At 64.3% G+C, this 19518-nt stretch carries 13 protein-coding genes; 7 read left to right on the forward strand and 6 right to left on the reverse strand.

Annotation, left to right across the window (positions count from 1 at the left end; all coding sequences use genetic code 11):
• Nucleotides 1-151 precede the first annotated feature (151 nt).
• The 4 genes from LNV07_RS03025 (at nucleotide 152) to LNV07_RS03040 (ending at nucleotide 5559) form a co-directional block, all read left to right on the forward strand.
• Nucleotides 152-3127 (forward strand): ATP-binding protein, encoded by a 2976-nt coding sequence (locus LNV07_RS03025; RefSeq protein ID WP_263569671.1) that lies wholly within the window; start codon nucleotides 152-154, stop codon nucleotides 3125-3127.
• Nucleotides 3128-3140: 13 nt separating this feature from the next.
• Nucleotides 3141-3488: an Hpt domain-containing protein gene (locus LNV07_RS03030; RefSeq protein WP_263569672.1), complete on the forward strand. Its 348-nt coding sequence runs from the start codon at nucleotides 3141-3143 to the stop codon at nucleotides 3486-3488.
• Nucleotides 3489-3496: 8 nt separating this feature from the next.
• Nucleotides 3497-4774, forward strand: coding sequence for a response regulator (locus LNV07_RS03035; RefSeq protein ID WP_263569673.1), 1278 nt, complete (start codon nucleotides 3497-3499; stop codon nucleotides 4772-4774).
• A 71-nt stretch (nucleotides 4775-4845) separates the two neighbouring features.
• Entirely contained in the window at nucleotides 4846-5559 is a 714-nt protein-coding gene (locus LNV07_RS03040) for a hypothetical protein (RefSeq protein ID WP_263569674.1), read from the forward strand.
• A gap of 70 nt (nucleotides 5560-5629) precedes the next feature.
• Here the strand turns inward: LNV07_RS03040 and LNV07_RS03045 are convergent, their stop codons facing one another.
• The 4 genes from LNV07_RS03045 to LNV07_RS03060 all read right to left on the reverse strand — a co-directional run bounded on the left by LNV07_RS03045 (nucleotide 5630) and on the right by LNV07_RS03060 (nucleotide 11888).
• Entirely contained in the window at nucleotides 5630-8248 is a 2619-nt protein-coding gene (locus LNV07_RS03045; RefSeq protein ID WP_263569675.1) for a TonB-dependent receptor, read from the reverse strand.
• Nucleotides 8249-8337: 89 nt separating this feature from the next.
• Nucleotides 8338-9621 (reverse strand): MFS transporter, encoded by a 1284-nt coding sequence (locus LNV07_RS03050; RefSeq protein WP_263569676.1) that lies wholly within the window; start codon nucleotides 9619-9621, stop codon nucleotides 8338-8340.
• On the reverse strand, nucleotides 9618-10562 hold the full coding sequence (locus LNV07_RS03055) for a carbohydrate kinase family protein (RefSeq protein ID WP_263569677.1): 945 nt from the start codon (nucleotides 10560-10562) through the stop codon (nucleotides 9618-9620). The genes LNV07_RS03050 and LNV07_RS03055 overlap by 4 nt, the downstream gene beginning before the upstream one ends.
• Nucleotides 10563-10637: 75 nt before the next feature.
• Nucleotides 10638-11888: an ROK family transcriptional regulator gene (locus LNV07_RS03060; protein WP_263569678.1), complete on the reverse strand. Its 1251-nt coding sequence runs from the start codon at nucleotides 11886-11888 to the stop codon at nucleotides 10638-10640.
• A 207-nt stretch (nucleotides 11889-12095) separates the two neighbouring features.
• On the opposite strand from LNV07_RS03060, the gene LNV07_RS03065 reads away from it, so the two are divergent.
• A complete protein-coding gene (locus LNV07_RS03065) occupies nucleotides 12096-13958 on the forward strand; it encodes a glycoside hydrolase family 9 protein (protein WP_263569679.1) in 1863 nt (620 codons plus the stop codon).
• A 280-nt stretch (nucleotides 13959-14238) separates the two neighbouring features.
• Here the strand turns inward: LNV07_RS03065 and LNV07_RS03070 are convergent, their stop codons facing one another.
• Together LNV07_RS03070 and LNV07_RS03075 are read right to left on the reverse strand one after the other, a co-directional pair.
• Nucleotides 14239-14949, reverse strand: coding sequence for an SDR family NAD(P)-dependent oxidoreductase (locus tag LNV07_RS03070; protein WP_263569680.1), 711 nt, complete (start codon nucleotides 14947-14949; stop codon nucleotides 14239-14241).
• Nucleotides 14946-15185, reverse strand: coding sequence for a TIGR02450 family Trp-rich protein (locus LNV07_RS03075; protein ID WP_263569681.1), 240 nt, complete (start codon nucleotides 15183-15185; stop codon nucleotides 14946-14948). Before LNV07_RS03075 ends, LNV07_RS03070 begins: the two co-directional genes overlap by 4 nt.
• A gap of 147 nt (nucleotides 15186-15332) precedes the next feature.
• On the opposite strand from LNV07_RS03075, the gene LNV07_RS03080 reads away from it, so the two are divergent.
• Nucleotides 15333-16355 (forward strand): NAD(P)/FAD-dependent oxidoreductase, encoded by a 1023-nt coding sequence (locus tag LNV07_RS03080; RefSeq protein WP_263569682.1) that lies wholly within the window; start codon nucleotides 15333-15335, stop codon nucleotides 16353-16355.
• Nucleotides 16356-16442: 87 nt separating this feature from the next.
• Nucleotides 16443-19508 carry an EAL domain-containing protein gene (locus LNV07_RS03085; protein WP_263569683.1) on the forward strand — a complete coding sequence of 1022 codons (3066 nt, stop codon included), beginning with the start codon at nucleotides 16443-16445 and terminating at the stop codon, nucleotides 19506-19508.
• Nucleotides 19509-19518: the final 10 nt, after the last annotated feature.

The raw sequence follows: 19518 nt of genomic DNA on the forward strand, positions 1-19518 counted from the left end.
AGCACCTGAAACGGCGCTTAAAAATTCTTAAGGTTTGCGGCCAGGGTTCAGATGCCGGGCTTTGAATCCCTATGATCGGCGGCGCTGGGTCCGAGAGTTAGTCTTGGCGACAGCGACTCAGCCCCATGTGACTCTTGAGGAGTAGCCCGCCATGCCAATGGACTCTGCCAGTCCCGATGTGCCAGCCGCGCCGGCCACAGCTTTGGCGCCAGCGCCTGCCGGCCCTAACGAGGCGCTGCGCTGGAAGGTGGTCTTGCTCCTCATTTGTCTGATTTGCGCCGGCATGCGGCTGTGGGCGATGACTTATCTGGATCGTTCGGTCGTGCCCGAAGCAGCGGGTGGCATGGGTGTTGTGATGAAGGGGCCGCTCAACGGGCCGCATTGGTTGACCCGGGTGGTCAGCATCAACCCCGACTCCGATCTGGCCCGGCAAGGGGTCAAGGTCGCAGACAGATTGACTTATGACCGCATTGGCGATCGTTGGCGCACCAAGGGCGTGGATGAGCTGATCCCGGTCACGATCGAATCCGAGGGGGAATTTCGCCAATTGACGGTGCGCACCTTTCCGGAGCCTGAACGTGTCAACGCGGTCGGGGTGGCCCGCGAGTTCACCGGGCTGGTCGAGAGCTGGCTGGCCTTGACGATTGCGGCGGTGTTGAGTTGGCGCCGCTCGGACAGCCCTCCCATGCGTGCCTTGGCTCTGGCCTTGGCGATCTACAGCATTGCCGATGTGGGCGGGCGTTTGCCGGCCGGTACGGTGCAGGCGCTGATGATGCTGGCCAGCTCAACCGTCATGCTCTTCACCATCACCGCGTGCTACCTCTTTTTTGCCATTGCCTACCCCGATGAACAAAGCCGCTTCTCCCGGCCCTGGGTGCGCAGGTCCTTCGTTCTGCTCTTGTGCTTGGCCCTGCCGGTCAATGCCTATGAAATCGCCTTTCACTTTCGGCTCACGCCTTTTGAGCCGCAGGAGTGGAAATTCATCTTCGAGCGCATTTCTAAGAGTTTCAGCAACTTGGCCAGTGTTGCTGCGCTCGTTTTCTTGTGGGTGGCTTGGCGGCGGGCCACTGGGGTTGCCAAGTACCGCGCCGCCTGGATAGGGGTATGCGTGGCCTTGATGCTAGGGAATTCCATCATTTTCATCATCCTGGGCTCCCTGCCCGGCCGAACCTTGCAGCGCGAGTTGATCACAGACTTTGTGTGCATTGCACTGGCCATGTTATCCATGCTGGGCTTGGCCTACGCCGTGCTGCGCCATCGTGTTTTTGGTTTCGGCTTCGCGCTCAACCGCGCCTTGGTTTGGGGTCTGGTGTTGGCGGTCCTGCTGGCCGGTGTGGCCCTGCTGCGCATGTTGGGGGCACGCTGGCCGCTGCTGGCCGACCCCCGTGTGGCGGCCGGCGTGACAGTGCCGCTGGCGCTGCTGTTTGCAGGCGCCGTGCCGCGCTTGCGTGTATGGTCGGATGCCCTCGTGCAACAGCTGTTCTTCAGCAATTGGCGCCATCGCGAGGAGCAGCTGTGGATGGCCGCGCGGGCGGCCGCATCACTGCAAGGGCAGGCGGAGTTGATGCAGCATTACCTGGCGGCGATCAGCGGTTTTGCGGACGGTGCGCATGCGGCCCTGTATCGCGTCGGCGCCGATCAAATCGACTGCTTGGCCTCGACGGCAGGCAAGACGCCCGGCGTGCTGAGCTTGGACGCAGCCGACCTGCGCAGCATCCTCGCCCATCGTTTGCCGGCTGCCTTGGCCGCGCTGGTCGGTGTGGATGGCCTGGCGGTGCCGATCAAGCATCGCGAAGTTCTGAGCGGATTTATGCTGCTGAACACGCGCTCAGATGCGGCCCCCTATCGCCCCGACGAGGTGCGCGCGCTGGCCCGCGCCACCGAGATGATGCAAGAGGATTTGCAGGCCGACGCCGGGCGCGCCCAGGCGCAGTTGCTGGAGCAAAAGCTGGCCGCCGAGCTGCAAGCGCGCGAGGCCGCGCAATCGGCCAATGCGGCCAAGAGCGCTTTTCTGGCCACCGTCAGCCATGAGATTCGCACGCCAATGAACGGCGTGATCGGCATGAGCGGGCTGTTGCTCAACTCGCCTTTGACGGAGGAGCAGCGCGACAACGCGCAAACCATTCGCGACTCGGCCGAGGCGCTGCTGACCATCATCAACGACGTGCTCGATTTTTCCAAGATAGAGGCCGGCCGGATGGAGCTGGAGGCGCAGCCTTTTGATCTGCGCGAATGCGTGCGCCTGGCGCTCGATCTGGTCAGCTTGCGGGCCGGCCAAAAAGGCTTGCGCTTGAGTTGCCACTTTGAGGACGGAGTGCCCGCGGCGGTGGTCGGCGACGCCGCTCATCTGCGCCAGATTTTGCTGAACTTGCTCAGCAACGCGGTCAAGTTCTCCGATGTGGGCGAGGTGGTGTTGGCGGTGGCGGCGCCCGAGGCGGGGCGGCTTGCATTTGAGGTCCGCGATACCGGCATCGGCCTCAGCGCCGAGGGCCGTGCCCGGCTGTTTCAGCGCTTCAGCCAGGCCGACAGCAGCATTGCCAGCCGCTACGGCGGCACCGGCCTGGGGCTGGCCATCAGCAAGCAATTGGCGGAGTTGATGGGCGGCAGCATGGACGTCGCGAGTGCGGGGCCCGGCCAGGGCAGCCGGTTTTTCTTCACGATTCAGGCGGCAGCCGCTGACCCTGCGCTGCTGCCTCAGCGCGGGCCCGCAGCACCGACCCTGCTGGATCCCGGTCTGGCCAGCCGCCACCCGCTGCGCATTCTCTTGGCCGAGGACAACGGCGTGAACCAGAAGTTGGCACTGCGCCTGCTTGAGCAAATGGGCTACCGGGCCGATCTGGCCGGCAATGGGCGCGAGGCGCTCGAATGCGTGGCGCGTCAAAGTTATGACCTCGTGCTGATGGATGTGCGCATGCCCGAGATGGACGGCTTGCAAGCGACCCGCGAAATCGCCCGGCGCTGGCCGGCCGGGCGCCGCCCGCGCATCGTCGCGATGACCGCCAATGCCCTCAATGGCGACCGCCCACAATGCCTGGCGGCGGGCATGGACGAGCATCTTGCCAAGCCGCTGCGCGTCGAAAACTTGGTCGCCGAGCTGATCGCCACAACCCGTCGAAGCAATGTGTAATGCAGGCAAAGCCATGAATAATCCAACTATTGCTCCACTCGTTTTCGAAGCGTTGCAGGCCAATGCGGGCGCCGACTTCGTGCTTCAACTGGTCGAGGCCTTTGCCGAAGAGGCGCCGCGGCTGACGCAGCAACTGCGTGCCGCCGCCGAGACGGGAGATGCGACGCAGTTTGAAACGATCGCGCATAGCCTGAAAAGCAACGGCGTGACCTTTGGTGCGCTGCGCCTGACCGAAATGGCCGCCCGGCTGGAATGGCAAGGGCTGGCGGCAGACTCCGCCGCGATCGAGGTGGCGATCGCTGAATTGGTGGGCGAGGTCGCCGCCATTGTGCCGATCTTGCGGGCGGTGGCGCGGCAATGAGCAAGAACATGAATACGAGCGCCAACGCCGGCCTGTGCTTCGGCCATATCGAGTTGCGTTTGGACGAACGCCGCTTGCTGGTCGATGGGCAAACCGTCGGGCTGGGCAGTCGCGGCTTCGATTTACTCAAGGCCCTGGTCAACAAGCGCGAACGCGTCGTCAGCAAGGACGAGTTGCTGGATGAGGTGTGGCCGGGCCTGGTGGTGGAGGAGAACAATCTGCAGGTGCAGATTTCGGGCCTGCGCCGCGTGCTGGGAGCGGCTGCTATTGTGACGGTGCCCGGATTCGGCTACCGGTTCACGCTCGCGCTCGGGAGCATCGAGCCGACCCTTGCCGAACCGCCTGCGGCCTTGTGGCAAGCGCCAGCCAGGGCCGTCGGCCATGGTGCTCGGGTGCTGGTGGCCGATGACAACAAGGTCAATCGACTGCTGCTGTGCCGCTCGCTGGAGCTGATGGGGCATGAGGTGAGCAGCGCGAGCCATGGCCGTGAAGCGCTCGAACTGCTCAAGGCACAGCGCTTCGACCTCTTGCTGCTGGACCTGGCGATGCCCGAACTCGACGGCTTTGGCTTGCTGCAAATCCGTGCCGACGACGCCGCGCTGCGCGAAGTGGCGGTCATCGTGACCAGTGCGATTGGCGGCGTGGCGCCGGTGGCGCGCTGCATCGAGTTGGGGGTCGAGGATTTTCTGCATAAGCCGGTTGACCCTAGTTTGCTGAAGGCGCGGGTCGACGCCAGTCTGGGTGCCAAACGCCTGCGTGACGAGCAGCGTGACGCCTTGCGCCGGATGATGCCCGCCGGTCCCGACGCGGCGCAAGGCCTGGCCGATGCGGTGGTGCTGGTGGCGCGGCTCTACGGGCTCGAAATACTGCCACATTCGCCGCAGCAAACCCAGGCGCTGCTGAGCGACTGGAGCACGCTGATGTTTGACGCCATAGAGGGGCACGGAGGGGAGGTCGCGCAGTTCACCGGCGATAGCCTCTTGGCCTTGTTCGGCGAGCCGCAGGGGGCAGCGCAAGCGGCTCAGCAAACGGCACAGGATATGGGCGAGTTGATGCTGGCGCTGAATGAGGAGCGCCTGATCCTCGGCTTGAGCCCGGTCAGTGCCGGCTGCGGTCTGGCGCGCGGCCAAGTCGTTGTTTGTTCGGCAGCCACCAGCAGTCGTGCGACCTATGCCTGCATTGGCGCGCCGGTTTTGGCGGCCGAGCGCTTGGCGGCGGCCTGCGCGGCCAAAGAGGCGGTCTACTTGATGGATGACTGCATGCGGGCCGGGTCGCCGGTCGATTGACGGGCTGAAATGGCCGGCTAATGCTATAAATTCTCGGCTTGTCGGCGCCCTGTGGCGCTTATGCTGCTGGCATGAAGACGCATCCCTATCGCTTCGCTGTCGCCTTGTCTCTGACGCTAACGGCATGCGCCGTCGGTGCGGCAGACGCGCGGGTCGCGGGTCAAAACCTTTGGGTCGAACTGCGCTGGGTCGACAGCGCAATCAGCGGCGCGGCTTTGTCGGCGGTGCGAGATGGTTCGGTCGTGGTCGGCACGGCCGGCTCGGTGTCGGCGCGTGGCAGCGTCGGGTTCAACACGCAGCGCCGTGATGAGCAGCAGGTGCAGCGCCTCTTGGTGCTCAATGGACATCAGGCCTCGGTGAATTTGACCGAAACAAGGCCGGTGCAATGGCTGGACTTTGGCGTGCAGTTTGATGCCGGTGGGCCTGGTGGGGCGACGCCGCTGCCGGCGGGCAATAGCGCAAGTTCCAACAAGGGCTGGGCGGTGCCGCGCCAGGGCGTGACCGAGCAGACGCAAGGCTTCACCGTCACGCCACATTGGCCGGGTGGCCAACAACCGGTGCGGGTGGAGTTACGGGCGCAAGGCGGCGGCAATCCTTCTAATGACGTTCAGGCCCAAAGCCAGGTGCAAGTTTTCAGCACCGTCTCGGTGGGGCTCGGCCAATGGCTGACCGTGGCGCGCAGCGGAGCGGCGATGCAGCGCCAGGAGCGCGGCGTCACCAGCAGCCGCAGCGCCGAAACGCAGAGCACCCGTGAGCTGCAGCTGCGGGTGGATTTGGCGCCTTGAGCCCGCCGTGTCCAATACGCAGGCATAGGGAAGCGATGACTGAGGCCATCACTTCCCAGTCAGGCATCAATCAATACTCGACGCCGACCCTGACCCCGAACATACGCGGATCATTCCAAGTGGCCTTGACCCAACCGTCTCCGGCCATCAGGGAGTTCTTGGTGACCTTGTTGCCGAGATTCAGCACATAGGCCTCGATATGCCATTGCTTGGGTGAAACCAACTTGATCGACGCATCGATCTTGGTGAAGGCCGCTTGCGCATCCGAGATATGTGCGTTGTCCAAGTTGCGCAGCGTGAAGTACATCTTGTCTTGCCACTTCACGTTCACCCATGGCGTCAGCTTGTAGCCGCCGCCGAAGTTGAAGTCCTGCGAGAAGCTGACACCGAAGCTGAACTTGGGCGCCAAAGGCAGTTGGTTGCCGGTGATGTCATAGACATTGCGGCCGTCCAAGGTCGGGTCGCTGCCCGAGTAAGTGGGCGGGCAGGCCGGCGCCCCCATCTCGCCGCGGTAGTCGCACAACCAGTTGTCGCTGTAGCTTGGGTAGTCCTTCATTTTGGTGCTCAGGTAGGAGAAGAAGCCACCCAGGCGGGCGCCGGCCCAAGGCTTGTAATCCACCTCCAACTCCAGGCCTGCAATGTCGACCACGCCAACATTGACGGTTTGCCAAGTCTTGTGAATATCGCAACCAGGGTTCTCGCTCGGGCAGGGGGCATCGGGTTTGAACTTGGTCATGAAGGCTTCGCCGGTGACCTGCATGTCTTTGTATTTGCTGTAAAACGCGGTCGCCGACAAGCTCAAGCGGTTCTCCAGCATCAAGCCCTTGTAGCCCAACTCAAGGTTGGTGACGGTTTCTGGCTTGTAGGGCAGGAAGGTGGTCTTGTTCGCATATTGCCCTTCGCAACTGTGCTCGGTGCAGAAGGCATCCTTGTCGCCAAAACCGCCCGCCTTGTAGCCCGTGGCCAGCGAGGTGTAGACCATGTCCTTGGGCGTGAGCTGCTTCATCAAACCGAGTCGGTAGGTGAACTTCTTCCAGGATTCGGTATGGTCGTTATGCGCGGGTTCGCCATAGCCGGCGTAGGCGCCGACACCGGCAAATGCGCCCATGTCCTTGGTCAAGTCTTTGCTGCTGTGGGGGCGGAAGCCCGCTTCACCCGGATGCCCTGGGTCATAGTGTCCGTTGTAGTAGGCGCCGTCATAGGTGTTGTAGGTGCCGTAGTTGCGGCCGCCAATGTCGGTCTTCTTGTCCCAGCTATAGCGCCCACCGAGCGTCGCGGTCCAGGTCGGGGCGAACTTCCAGTCGGCTTGCGCAAACAAGGCCTTGGAGTCGACCGGCCGGTTGGCCTGCGCGTAGTAAGCACTGGCAGGCAGGCCGTAAGGGGCGGTCATCAACATATCTTGCGCATAGTTGATCTGGTTCTTCTCATGCATCCAGAACGCACCCAGCACATATTGCAAGGTGTCGGTTTTTTGTTTGAACTGCAGCTCATGCACGGTCGAGATGTACTTCGAGTCGACCGTGTTCGACGAGTTGTCGGCGATTGGCCACATGCCCCACTGCTCATCGGCCGAAGAGACGGGCAGATGCACGTTGATCTGGCTGGCCAGCGGGTGATAACCGGCATCATCATCGGTCTGCTGCGAGCGGCGTTGGTCCGCATAAGCGAAGTTGTATTCCAGCGTCGAGCTTTTGTTAAGGTTCCAGGTCAAACCGCCGCGCACGGTGTCGATCGACATGTCGATCTTGCCGGGTACATTGACCTTGGCATCCCACTTGCCGCCCGTGCACGCATAGGCGGTGCCGGCCGCTTGGTCGCAGTCCTTCATCGCCAACTCACCGGCGCCGGAGTTCTGGAACTTCTCGTAGGACAGCGAGCCTTCGATGTCATTGCTGAACTTGGCGCGTGCGGTGATGCGGCCCGCCCATTCGTTCTTGTTGTAGTAGTAGTCCTTCTTGCCGACCTTGCTGTTGCGGCGCTGATCAACATCGGGGATGCCGTCGGGCTGCAGGCCATGCACAGGGTCGTAGACATCGGTGAAATCCTGGCTTTGGTTGATCCAGCCGTCACGGGTGATCTTGCTCAAGGTGGCGCGGATTGCGAACTTGTCGCTGATGCCGATGTTTTGCACCAGATTGAACTGGCGCTTGTTGTAGTTGCCGAAATCGACCTCGGCATTGCCATAGGTCTCGCCAAACTCGGGCTTGGCGGGGATGATGTTGATGCTGCCGGCGGTCGAGTTGCGACCGAACAAAGTGCCTTGCGGGCCACGCAGGACTTCGACCTGCTCCAGGTCGAACATCAAGGCCATCGCACCCTGCGGGCGTGGTGAGTACAGGCCGCCCACATGCAGGCCGACGGCGGGGTCGCCGATCTCGGTGAAGTTGTTGGAGCTGACGCCGCGAATGCTGATTTGCACGCCGGAGTCGGCCCCGGTGGAGATTTGCATATTCGGCACCGAACCCGACAAGCCACGCACATCGGTGATGCCCTCGCGGGTTAGCTTTTCTTGGGTGACCGCGGTGACCGCGACCGGGGTTTGCAAGAGGCCGGAGCTGACGCGGGTGGCCGTCACCATCACGGTGGGCAACTCGTTGCTGTTTTCCGCGGCCGCGTGTTGGGCGATGCAGCTCAGGGCGGCTGCAGCCAATGCCGTCAGGGCGAGACGGGAGGGTTGTTTTATCTTCATTTTGTCTCCAGAAAAGGTTGGGGGGGTGTCGGATAGGCGAGATCAGGCATGCCATGCCCGGCATGCGATGGGGAAAACGGGATTCGGCGCTAGTGCTGGACCGGTGATGTCGCGTCGGGGCGCCGGGGGCTTAGCAATTCAGTCAGTCGGACGGTCTTGTTAGGCACCAGCGGGCAGGCCCAGAAAGCCACGCTCAGGATGTAGGCGAGCGAGATGAAGACGCTGCTCATGGCCATGCGCAGGCCTAGCCCTTCGGCCAGTTGCCCGACCAGCATCGGCAGCACCGCGCCGCCCAAGATGCCGGTGCACAAGATGCCGGAGAAAGCGCCGTGGTGCAGGGGCACCGAGTTCAAGGCCAGCGAGAACAGCACCGAGAACATCACCGACAAGCAGAATCCCGCCGCCGGGAAGGCCCACAAGGCGGTGGCCGCGCTGCCATAAAGCGCCGCTGCGACGCAGGCGATGGCCCCCAGCACGAACAGCATCAACACCCGGCGTGAGTCCATCAGCTTGAGCAGCAACAGGCCCAGCAGACAGCCCAGCGACATCAGGCCCCAGAACTGCCCGACCGCATCGGCGCCTTCGGCCGTGGCGGACAGGCCATGCTGGCTATTGAGGAATTGGGACATCCAGTTGGCCAGCGTCTGCTCGGTGCCCACATAGGCGACGATGGCGAGGAAGTAGAGCCAGACATCGACGCGCGACAGGAGCTCGCGGTAGGCCTGGAGGCCACCCATGCGCTCGTCTTCTCTCAGGTCCACGGTCGGCAGGGCCAGGCGGTGGTTGAGCGCCAGCAACGCCACAAAGCCCAGCACAAAGGCCCAATAGAAATCGACCCACACCAGCGTGCCCGGCTGCGTCACCGGGCGCGCCATCATGCGCTGGAACACCCAAGGGCTGACGAAGGACGCCAGGCCGAAGACCAACTGCCCCATCACCGAAAAGAAGGCGAAATTGGCTTCGCCGCCGGCGGTGCGCATCAGCGGGTTGATGACAACCTGTAGCAGCGCCATCCCCAGACCGATCACGAAGAGGCCGGCGATCACCACAGCGAATACCGGCTGCAGCGCAATCGCCAACGCGCCGAGCAGGTTCAGCGCAAAGGCCAGCATCAGCGTGAAGCGCGCGCCGCGGCGTTCGACCAGGATGCCGCCGGGAATGGACACCAGGCCATAGGCCAAAAAGAAGGAGAAGGGCAGGAAGCCGGCCATCCCCAGGCTGAGCTTGAAGTCCTCAATCAGGATGGGCATCAGCGGCCCGATCAGGTTGGTCACGAAGGAGATCGCGAACCAGATGACCAGGATGTAGATCACGATGCCGTAACGTTTCGCCATATTGCTCATCTTGTCGCTCACCTTCTTGCTCAACTTCAAGCCGGCTGCGCCAGCAGATCACTGAATTCGCCCGGCTTGATGGTCTGGCGCGGAAAGCGCGACAGCACGGCCGTGGCGACCCTGCAAGCACTGGCCAGCGCTTGCTGCAGCGAGGCGCCTTGCAGCAGCGCCGCCAGATAGCCGGCATTGAAACTGTCGCCCGCGCCGATGGTGTCAAACACATCGGCGGCCTGCGTGGCCTGACTCAGCTGCTGCGCGCCCTTGCATGCCATTGCGCCGCGCGCACCGGCCTTGACGACCAAGGTTGCCTCGGGGCGCAGCCAGCTTTGCACGAGGGCCATGGCCTGCGGAACCGCGTCCACGCCGGCCAACTTGCAGACCTCCAACTCGTTGAGCAAGAGGTGATCGCAGTGGGCCAGCCAGCCCCGAAGCTCGCTGCGGACGGCGTCCGTCCAGCCCTCGCTGGGCCAGCCGGTGTCCAGCGCCACCTGGTAGCCGCGCGCGCGCAGCTCGGTCATCAGCGTCAGGTAGTGGGCGCGCAGGCCTGGCAGCAAGAACACCCCGGTCAGCAGCGCCAGGCTGCCGGGCACGGCCTCGGGCAGCTGACTCAGCGCCTGCTCCAGCGTGAATGCCGCCAGATGGCCTTCGGTGGTGAAAAAATTGCGCTCGCTGCAGCTGTGCATCAGGCCGACCGACACCGTCGTGGCGCAGGGGCACACGCTGAGCCGGGCGTCCACGCCGTCAAACTGCGCGCGCAGCCAGCGGCCGAAGTCGTCATTGCCGACCGCAGACACCAGCCGGGCCGGCACACCCGCGTGGCGCAAGGCCAGCACCGCATTGCCGGCCGAGCCGCCGGCGCGCAACTCGCTGCGCGGCAGGATCAACTCGGTGCCGATCTGCGGCCATTGTTCGAGCATGCCCATGACGAGATCGACGCCGATATCGCCGATGGCACAAATAAAGGGTGGGGTGCGTTCCATGGGGGCGACTATAGGTCGCCATTTATCGCCCTGTCAATAAATAAAACTACTGGATGTGTTTATTTATTTGGGCCCCTATCCGCCCCAGCGGCCGCCGCCCCGGTGCCCCAGCAGCTCGGCCACATCGGCCTCGGGCCGCCTGTCTTGTTGCACCGTCTCAAGGCGCGGCGACAGCATTTCGTAGATTGGCAGCACGGCAGCGCCGAGGATGGCGCTGTCGGCCTGATGCTCCGATAGCAAGAGGCGCAGGGCCGGATCGGCGATGCCGCCGCGCACCGAGCGGCGCAGCGGCTGCGCGGCGGCCAGCAGGCGTTCGACCAGCGCCTTGGGAGCGCCACCGCCGATGATGATGGCGCGTGGGTCGAGCATGTTTTCTATCATGCAGATCGCGTCGCGCAGGCGTTCGCCGGCCTGACGACACCAGGCGTTGACGGTCTCGTCCTGAGCGTCTTCCAGGCGGGCCAGTAAGGCGGGCGAGTGCAGCTGCGGATCTTCAATGCCCAGTGCCTCGGCCAATGCGTGCATGGATACGTAACGCTCCAGGCAGCCGGAGTTGCCGCAGTAGCAAGATAGGCCCCCCGGCACCACCGGCACATGGCCGACTTCGGTCGCATTGCCATTGGCGCCGCGGTAGGCGGTCCGGTTGACGACGAGGGCGCCGCCCAGCCCCAAGCCCAGGTGGAGGTAGAAAAAATTGTCCAAAGACTTGGCCACCCCGAACAGCGTTTCTCCCAAGGCGCCGGCCACGCTGTCTACGCTGTAGAACAAGGGCAGGCGGACCGCCTCGCGCAGTTCGTCCAAGATGGACAGGTCGGCCCAGCCCTCCATCGCCGTGGGGCCGAGAAAGCTGATGTCGGTCGCGCCCAGCGGCCCGGGGAGGGAGACGCCAATGCCCCAAAGCCGCTCTCGGGCGCCTTTGCGCAGCTGTTGCACCTGCGCCAGCATCACGGCCAGCAATTGCTGCCGATGGCTGGTGTCGACGGCGGTTTCGGTGCGCTCAAGCACATCGCCAACCAGGTTGACCCGTGCCGCCAGGACGCGACCCGGCTCCAGGCTGATGCCAATCGTGTGCCCACCTTCCGGGTTCAACTCGAAGGCCATGGGCGGCTGGCCGCGCAGCTTCTCGCCCTTTTGCCGGCGCGAAACGATCAGGCCGATTGACTCCAGGTCATTGGTGATGTTGACGACGGTCTGCGGGCTGAGCGAGACCATATCGGTGATGTCTTTGCGCGAGGCCGCACCTTGTTGGCGGATAAAGTCCAGCACGACCCGTCGGTTATAGGGTGCGCTGGATTGCTGGGTGGCGCCGCGGCCAATGGTTCGCATGGGGTCTGATCCTCGTCTTGGTCTTGAAATGATAAGCCAGCGCCGTCTGCGGCGGCCGGGATGCGATCGAGTACTCGTCGATAGGCATTTTAATACTTCTAATGGTTGTACGTATTGACGATATGCAATTTGCTTGCTATGGTCGCCTTGCCTGCCGATTCTCGGACCTTCCTTGCGCTTTCCATTTCTGCCCAGCGAGACCTCTCCATGTTGCTGCCTTTCAGCCCCGGCTCATTTCAAATCCGACGCGCTGTGCTGCTCGCACTGCCTTGCGCCTTGCTGGGTCACACGGCCATCGCGAAGGAAAAGGTCGAGGGTCTGGTGAGCCTGCCGAGCGCAGCCTTGCAAGTCCATATCAATCAAGTCGCGCTGGAGCGCCTGGGGCCCAAGGTGGCCATGGTCAGCGCCAAGGGCCCCGCAGTGTCGGGCCGCTACCGGGTGCTGCGCGATGGCCAGGTGCAGGCCGAGGGGCCGCTCACGGCGCTGCCGGCCTTCGAGGCCTGGACGCCGGGGCGAAAACATTTCGAGGTCGACTTCTCGCAGCTGACGCAAGCCGGGCGCTACCAGGTCGATGTCTGGGTCGGTGGGCGCCATGCCCGCTCGGCGCCGGTTCATGTCGAAGACCAGGCGCTTTTCCGGCGCACCGCCGCCGCCTTGCTGGACTACTTCAAACAGTCGCGCCATACCGATCCGGGCGACCGCCACCGCCGCGTGTTTGAAACCGACCGCTTTGTCGATGTCTGGGGCGGCTGGAATGATGCGGGCGGCGACACCGGCAAGTACCTGTCCCACCTCGGTTATGCCAACCATTTCAACCCGCAGCAAGCGCCGCTGGCCGCCTGGGTGCTGGCGCACAGCGCGCATCAATCGGCCGGGCTTTATGCCCGCGCCGGCCTGCTGCGCCAAGCGCAGGATGAAGCCTTCTGGGGTGCCGACTATCTGCACCGGGTGCTGGACCCGGCCGGTTATTTCTACACCACCGTCTTTGACAAATGGGGTGCCGAGGGTGCCGAGCGCATGGTGGTCGGATACGAGGGCGAGGAGGGTGTCTACACCAGCGGCTATCGCAGCGCCTACCGGGCCGGCGGCGGCATGGCGATTGCCGCGCTGGCGCGTGCGGCCATGCTCGCCCGCAGTTCCGGCCGTCAGGGCGAGTACTCGGCGCAGACCTATCTGGACGATGCCCGCCGCGCCTTTGCGCATCTGCAAACCGACAGCCGCAACTACACCGCCGATGGGCAAGAAAACCTGATCGATGACTACACCGCCTTGCTCGCGGCCGTGGAGTTGCAGCGCGCCACCGCTGAGCCGGAATATTTGCAGGCCGCCCGCGAGCGGGTCGCGCAGATGCTCAAGCGCCAGGACGGTGATGGGCATTTCTACAGCGACGCGGTCGGGCAGCGCCCTTACTACCATGCGGTCGAAGCCGGCTTGCCGGTCATAGGCCTGAGCCACTATCTGGCGATCGAGACCGACCCCGCACAGCGAGCCGGCGCGAGCGCGGCGATAGCCAAGGCCCTGGCGGCGCAGCAGCGCCTCGACCAAGCGGTGCCCAATCCCTATGCCTATGCTCGCCAACGCTTCCGGCAGTCAGCCCCGGGCGCCGAGGCCGGACCGGTCGAGACTGGTTTCTTCATTCCTCATCGCAACGAAACCGGTTATTGGTGGCAGGGCGAAAGCGCGCGCCTGGCCTCGCTGAGCACGGCCATGGTGCTGGGCGGAAGGGCGCTCGCGCCGCTAGAACAAGGCAGTCATTCCGGCGGCTTTGGCGTGACTGCGGCACAGGCACGCAGCGCGCAAGCGCAGCTCGACTGGACGCTGGGCCGCAACCCCTACGGCATCTCGATGTTGTACGGCTTTGGTGCGCTCAACCCGCCGGCTGCGCCAAGTGCTGCCGGCGTGATGTTGCGTGGCGGGGTCTCCAACGGCATCACCGGCGCGCCCGACAGCGATGCCGGCACAGGCATCGCCTTTGCCAGCGGCCCCACCGACAACCAATGGCGCTGGAACGAACAATGGTTGCCCCACACGGCCTGGCTGTTGATGGCCGCCGTCACGATGGCGCAGTGAGAAATAGCTGGCGCTGGTGGTGAAGCCGCTATGCTCGGCCACCGGTCGCGCGGGTCGCGAAGTCAATCGTTAGGACTGCCTCATGACCCTCTGCCCAATCGCCATCGCCGTGGGATGCCGCAAATGCCCGATCTTCAAGCTCTGCCCGGCCAAGGGTTTGATCGGCGATATGCCGTCCGCTGCGCGACCCGATTCAGCACCGGCAGTCAAGACCAAGCCCGCAGCAAAAAAGCCGAGCGCTGGCAAGAAACCGCGTTAGCAGTATTCAGGCTTGCGCGGCCTACCAAGGCAGCCGCTCGCCCGAGTAACTGAGGAAATGCCCGCTGTCCGCTGGCGTCAGGCCATCCAGCACCGCCAACATCTCGGCCGCCGCCACAGCGGCAGGCCGGCCGATCTCGGCGCCGCGGAACGGCGCTGACAAGGCCGAGCTGACCGTGCCCGGATGCAGCGCGACGAGCACCGTTTGCGGCTGGCTGCGGCGCAGCTCGATGGCGGCCGTCTTGATCAGCATATTCAGCGCCGCCTTGGACGCGCGGTAGCTGTACCAGCCGCCCAGCCGGTTGTCCTCGATGCTGCCGACCTTGGCCGACAGCATCGCCATCACGCCGCGCTGGCGATCCAGCAAGGGGCTGAAGTAACGCAGCAGCAGGGCGGGCCCGAGGGTGTTGATGGTGAAAGTGCTCAGCAGTTGGGTGTAGCTCAAATGTGCGAGTTGCTTTTCGGGCATGAACTCCGGGCTGTGCAGAATGCCGGCGGCGTTGATGATGAGCTGAAACGGCCCCAGCGGCGCCAGCTCGGCGGCGGCTGCGGCGATGCTGGCTTCTTGCTCGAAATCAATCGCCGGCACCGTCTTGCGTCCCAAGCCCAGCACCTGTGCGCAGCGCGGGTCGCTTTGCAGTTTTTGAATAAACGCCGCCCCGATCCCGCCGCCGGCGGCGACCACCAGCGCCCGGTAGCCCTCGGGCATCGAGCCGAGCAGCGGCCCGCTCATAGCCAGCCTTGGCGCCACTGCGCCGAGTCTTGCAGTTCGCGCCAATCAATGCGCTGGCTGCGCTTGGACATCACCGCCTCCAGCTCGACCGCTTCCACCGCCGGCGTCGATTGAACGCTCCCCGGCAGGGCTTCGGCATGGATGACGCGGGTCACCAGGAAATGCTTTTCTTTGGCTTGAGGCCGCACGGCGGTCCATTTGCTTAAGTGCAGCTTCTTGGGATGTATCGGGTTCATGGCAGCGAGACTAGCCGAAATCCTGGTGCCGCGGCGCCGCCTCGAGAGATGTCTTGGCCCGGCGATGGGTGATAGCGCTGGCCGGGCCATGCCTATCACCGCGCAGGCAACAATGCGCGCTGACCGAAATCATCTGGCGGATATCCCATGAGCTGTTTTCTAAATGTCGCGGTGATTGGTGCCGGCCTGGCCGGCTTGTCTTGCGCGACGGCTTTGCAGGCGGCCGGCTACCGGGTCACGGTGTTCGAGAAAAGCCTGGGCCCGGCCGGCCGAATGAGCACGCGCCGTGGCGAGGGTTGGCAATGTGATCACGGCGCCCAATATTTCACCGCTCGCAGCGGCGCTTTCAGCGCCGAGTTGGCGCGTTGGGTGGATGCCGGCGTGGCGAAGGTCTGGGCGCCGCGCTTGGCGGTGTTGGGCGACGCCACGCTGCACCGGGCCGACGCGGCGCTGCAGCGCTATGTCGGCATGCCGCAGATGACCGCGCCGGCGCATTGGCTGGCCAGCGCGCTGTCGACACCGCTCAAGACCGGCATGCCGATTGAGCGCTTGCAGCGAGTCGGGTCGGCGTGGCGGCTGCAGGTGGGCGCCGCCCTGCTAGACGATGACTTTGACGCGGTGCTGCTGGCGCTGCCGGCCCCGCAGGCGGCCGCCTTGCTGCAAGACTGCGCGCCGGCCTTGGCGCAGCAGGCGGCTGCGGTGCCGATGCGCCCGAGCTGGGCCTTGATGCTGAATTATTGCGCGCCGCTGGAGCTGGGTTTTGATGCCGCCTTTGTCAACCAAGGGCCGCTGCGCTGGGTGGCGCGCAACAGCAGCAAGCCGGGCCGCAGCGGTGCGGAGAGTTGGCTGCTGCATGCGCAGGCCGAATGGAGCGAAGCGCGGCTGCATTTGCCGGCCGAGCCGGTGGCGGCGGCGCTGCAAGCGGCCTTTGCCGCCCTGGGCGCGCCGCCCGCCGAGCGGTGGAGCGCGCATCGCTGGCTCTATGCCGATATGGCAGCGCCGCATGGCGGCCCGGCTGCCCGCTCCATCTGGGATCAGGCGCTGGGCCTCGGTTTATGTGGCGACTGGCTGGGCGCCGGCAAGGTGGAGGGCGCTTGGCTCAGTGGGCAGGGCTTGGCGCAACAGCTGCCGGCAGCGGCGGGCAGGGCCATCGCGGCAGCCGCCTCCTAGGGGCGAATACGGGTGTGGAAAACCTCACGATCGGCCACAATCTGCCGTAGAAAGTCAACGCTATGTAGCCCAGGGACTTGATCCATCATGCCGGCAGCAACTATCCCTCACGTCCATCAGGAGTTGGACAGACTGAGCGCTTTGCAGGCCTTGCAAGTGCTTGACAGCCCACCCGAACCCGAGTTCGATGCCCTGGTGCAGGCGGCAGCCTTGGCTTGCGCCGCGCCGATTGCTCGCATAGCGCTGGTCGATGAGCGGCGCGCCTGGTTCAAGGCCGGGGTGGGCTTGGAGGGCTTGGATGAGTTGCCCCGTGACGAAGCGTTTTGCTCGCACAGCATTCTGGGGGTAGGGCTGTTCGAGCTTGAAGACGCCAGCCTGGACGCGCGTTTTCGTGATTTCCCTGCTGTCGCAGGCTCGGTGGGTTTGCGCTTTTACGCCGCGGCGAACCTGTGCCTGAGCGGCGGGCAGGTGGTCGGCACGCTGTGCGTGATGGATGTGCAGCCGCGTCGTCTGAGTCAGGCTCAACGAGAGCTGTTGACCCAGCTGGCCAAGGCGGTCGTGCATGCCTTGGAGCTGCGGCGCAGCGTGCAAGCCGAGTTGCTGGCGGCGACGCAGCTGGCCGAGCGTGATGCCTGGTTCCGCACCCTTAACGACGCGGCGCCGATCGGCATCTTTCATACCAATACCAGCGGCGCTTGCAGCTATACCAACCCGCGCTGGCAAGAGATTTTCGGACTCAGCCAGGCGCAAAGTCTGGGCCAGGGCTGGTCCCAAACCATCCACCCGCAAGACCAGGCGCGGGTGTTTGAGCATTGGCTGAGCTGCGCTCGCTCACAGCGCGATTTCGAGATGGAGTTCCGTGTGCATGCGCCGGGTGCCGGCTTGCGCCAAGTGCATGCCCGCAGCCGGCCGGTGCTGGGCTTGAACGGTGAATTCATCGGGCATGTGGGCGCGGTTGAAGACATCAGCGCGCGCATCCACACGCAGGCTGAACTGGCGGCCAGCGAGGGGCGCTTGAGCATGGCCTTGGACAGCGGGCGCATCGGCATCTGGGAGCTCGACCTGCGCAATGGCACGCTGGTTTGGGATGCCTGGATGCACCGTCTCTACGGCTTGCAGCCAAGCAGCGCGGCGATGAGCTACGCGGCTTGGGCGGCTTGCCTGCATCCAGATGACCTCGAGCGTGCCGAGCGCGAAGTGCAAGAGGCGATCAAAGGGCTCAAGCCTTTTGACACCGAATTCCGGGTGATCTGGCCCGACGCCAGCGTTCACCATCTGCGTGGTTCGGCGCGGCTGACGTTTGATGAGCAAGGGCGCGCTTTGCGCATGGTCGGAGCGAATTGGGATTTGACCCAGATACGCCAAATGGCCGAGGAGATCGCCGCACGCATGAGCGCCGTCTTGGCCGAGCAGCATGAGTTGCTTTTGGTCACGCTGCGCTCCATCGGAGACGCGGTCATCACCGCCGACGCGGCGGGCCGGGTCCAATGGCTGAACCCGGCCGCCGAGCTGCTGACCGGTTGGGCGGCCGATGAGGCGCGTGGCCGACCGCTGGAGCAGGTCTTTCATATCATCGATGAGCAAACGCGAGCCGTGGCAGAGAATCCGGTGCGGGCCTGCGTGAAAGAGGGCAAGAAGATCGCCCAGTCCGGCCAGACCTTGCTGATCTCCCGTACCGGCCAGGAGTTCGGTGTACAAGACTCGGTCGCCCCGATCCGCAATGACAAGGGCGAGATTTTTGGCGTCGTGCTGGTTTTCCACGATGTCACCGAGCAGCGCCGGCTGAGTGGCGAGATGACTTATCGTGCCACCCATGATTCACTGACGGGCTTGATCAACCGCGCTGAATTCGAGGCCAGGCTGCGCCGTGTGCTCGAGCAGGCGCAGTCCGACCGCAGCCAGCATGCGCTGCTCTATATCGACCTTGATCAGTTCAAGCTGGTCAATGATGCCTGCGGTCATGCGGTCGGTGACCAATTGCTGAAGCAAGTGGCCGGCATCTTGGGAACGGCGGTGCGCACGCGCGACACCTTGGCGCGGCTCGGCGGCGATGAATTTGCGGCCCTGCTCGAGCATTGCTCGCCGGTGCAGGCGGATCGGGTGGCGCAGCAGATTTGCGATCGCATGGAAGAGTTCAGATTCCTGCATGATGAGCGGCGTTTTCGGATCGGCGCCAGTATTGGCCTGGTGCCCATCACCGGGCGCTGGCCCTCGGCGGCGGCGATTCTTCAGGCCGCCGACACTTCCTGTTATGCCGCCAAGGAGCAAGGGCGAAATCGCGTGCACACCTGGTTTGATACCGATCAGGCGATGCGCGCCCGGCACGGCGAAATGCAGTGGACCGGGCGCATCGAGCAGGCGCTGGATGAAGACCGGTTTGTGCTTTACGCGCAGCGCATCGAGGCTTTGCATCTGTCGGTGGACTCGAGTGCGAAGAATGCGAGCCGAATTGCCGCGGCCAAGCCCGGCCTGCATGCCGAGGTCTTGTTGCGCATGACCGAACCGGGGGGCGCGTTGGTGCTGCCGGGGGCCTTTCTTCCAGCGGCCGAGCGTTTCAATTTGGCGACCCGTATCGATCGCTGGGTCTTGCGACATGTGATCGCCTGGATGAAGGCCGAGCCGAATCTGGCGGCGATCGAAATGCTCAGCGTCAACCTGTCGGGCCAGTCCATCGGCGACCGCGCCTTTCATCGCTGGGCCGTCGATGCCTTGACCGGCGCGGGGCCGCAAGTGTGCCGCCGCCTATGCATCGAGATCACCGAGACGGCCGCGATCACCAGCCTGACCGATGCGGCGTTGTTCATCGAGCAGGTGCGGGCCTTGGGCGTGCGCGGTGCGCTCGATGATTTTGGCTCCGGCGCTTCGTCCTTCGGTTATTTGAAGAATCTGCCGGTGGACTATTTGAAGATCGATGGCCAGTTTGTGCGCGACCTCGTCAGCGATGCCTTGGACGAGGCCGCCGTGCGCTGCTTTGTCGATGTGGCGCAGGTGGTGGGCATGCAGACGGTGGCCGAGTTTGTCGACAGCCCGGCGGTTTTGCAGCGCCTGCGCGAGATCGGGGTCAACTACGCGCAGGGCTTTTTGCAGCATGAGCCCATGCCCTTGAGCGAGCTGATCGGCTCCAAGCTGAATGTGCTGCAGGAGTCGGTGTGAGTCTGCTGCT

Source organism: Roseateles oligotrophus, from assembly GCF_025717515.1.
Lineage (GTDB): Bacteria > Pseudomonadota > Gammaproteobacteria > Burkholderiales > Burkholderiaceae_C > Paucibacter_A > Paucibacter_A oligotrophus.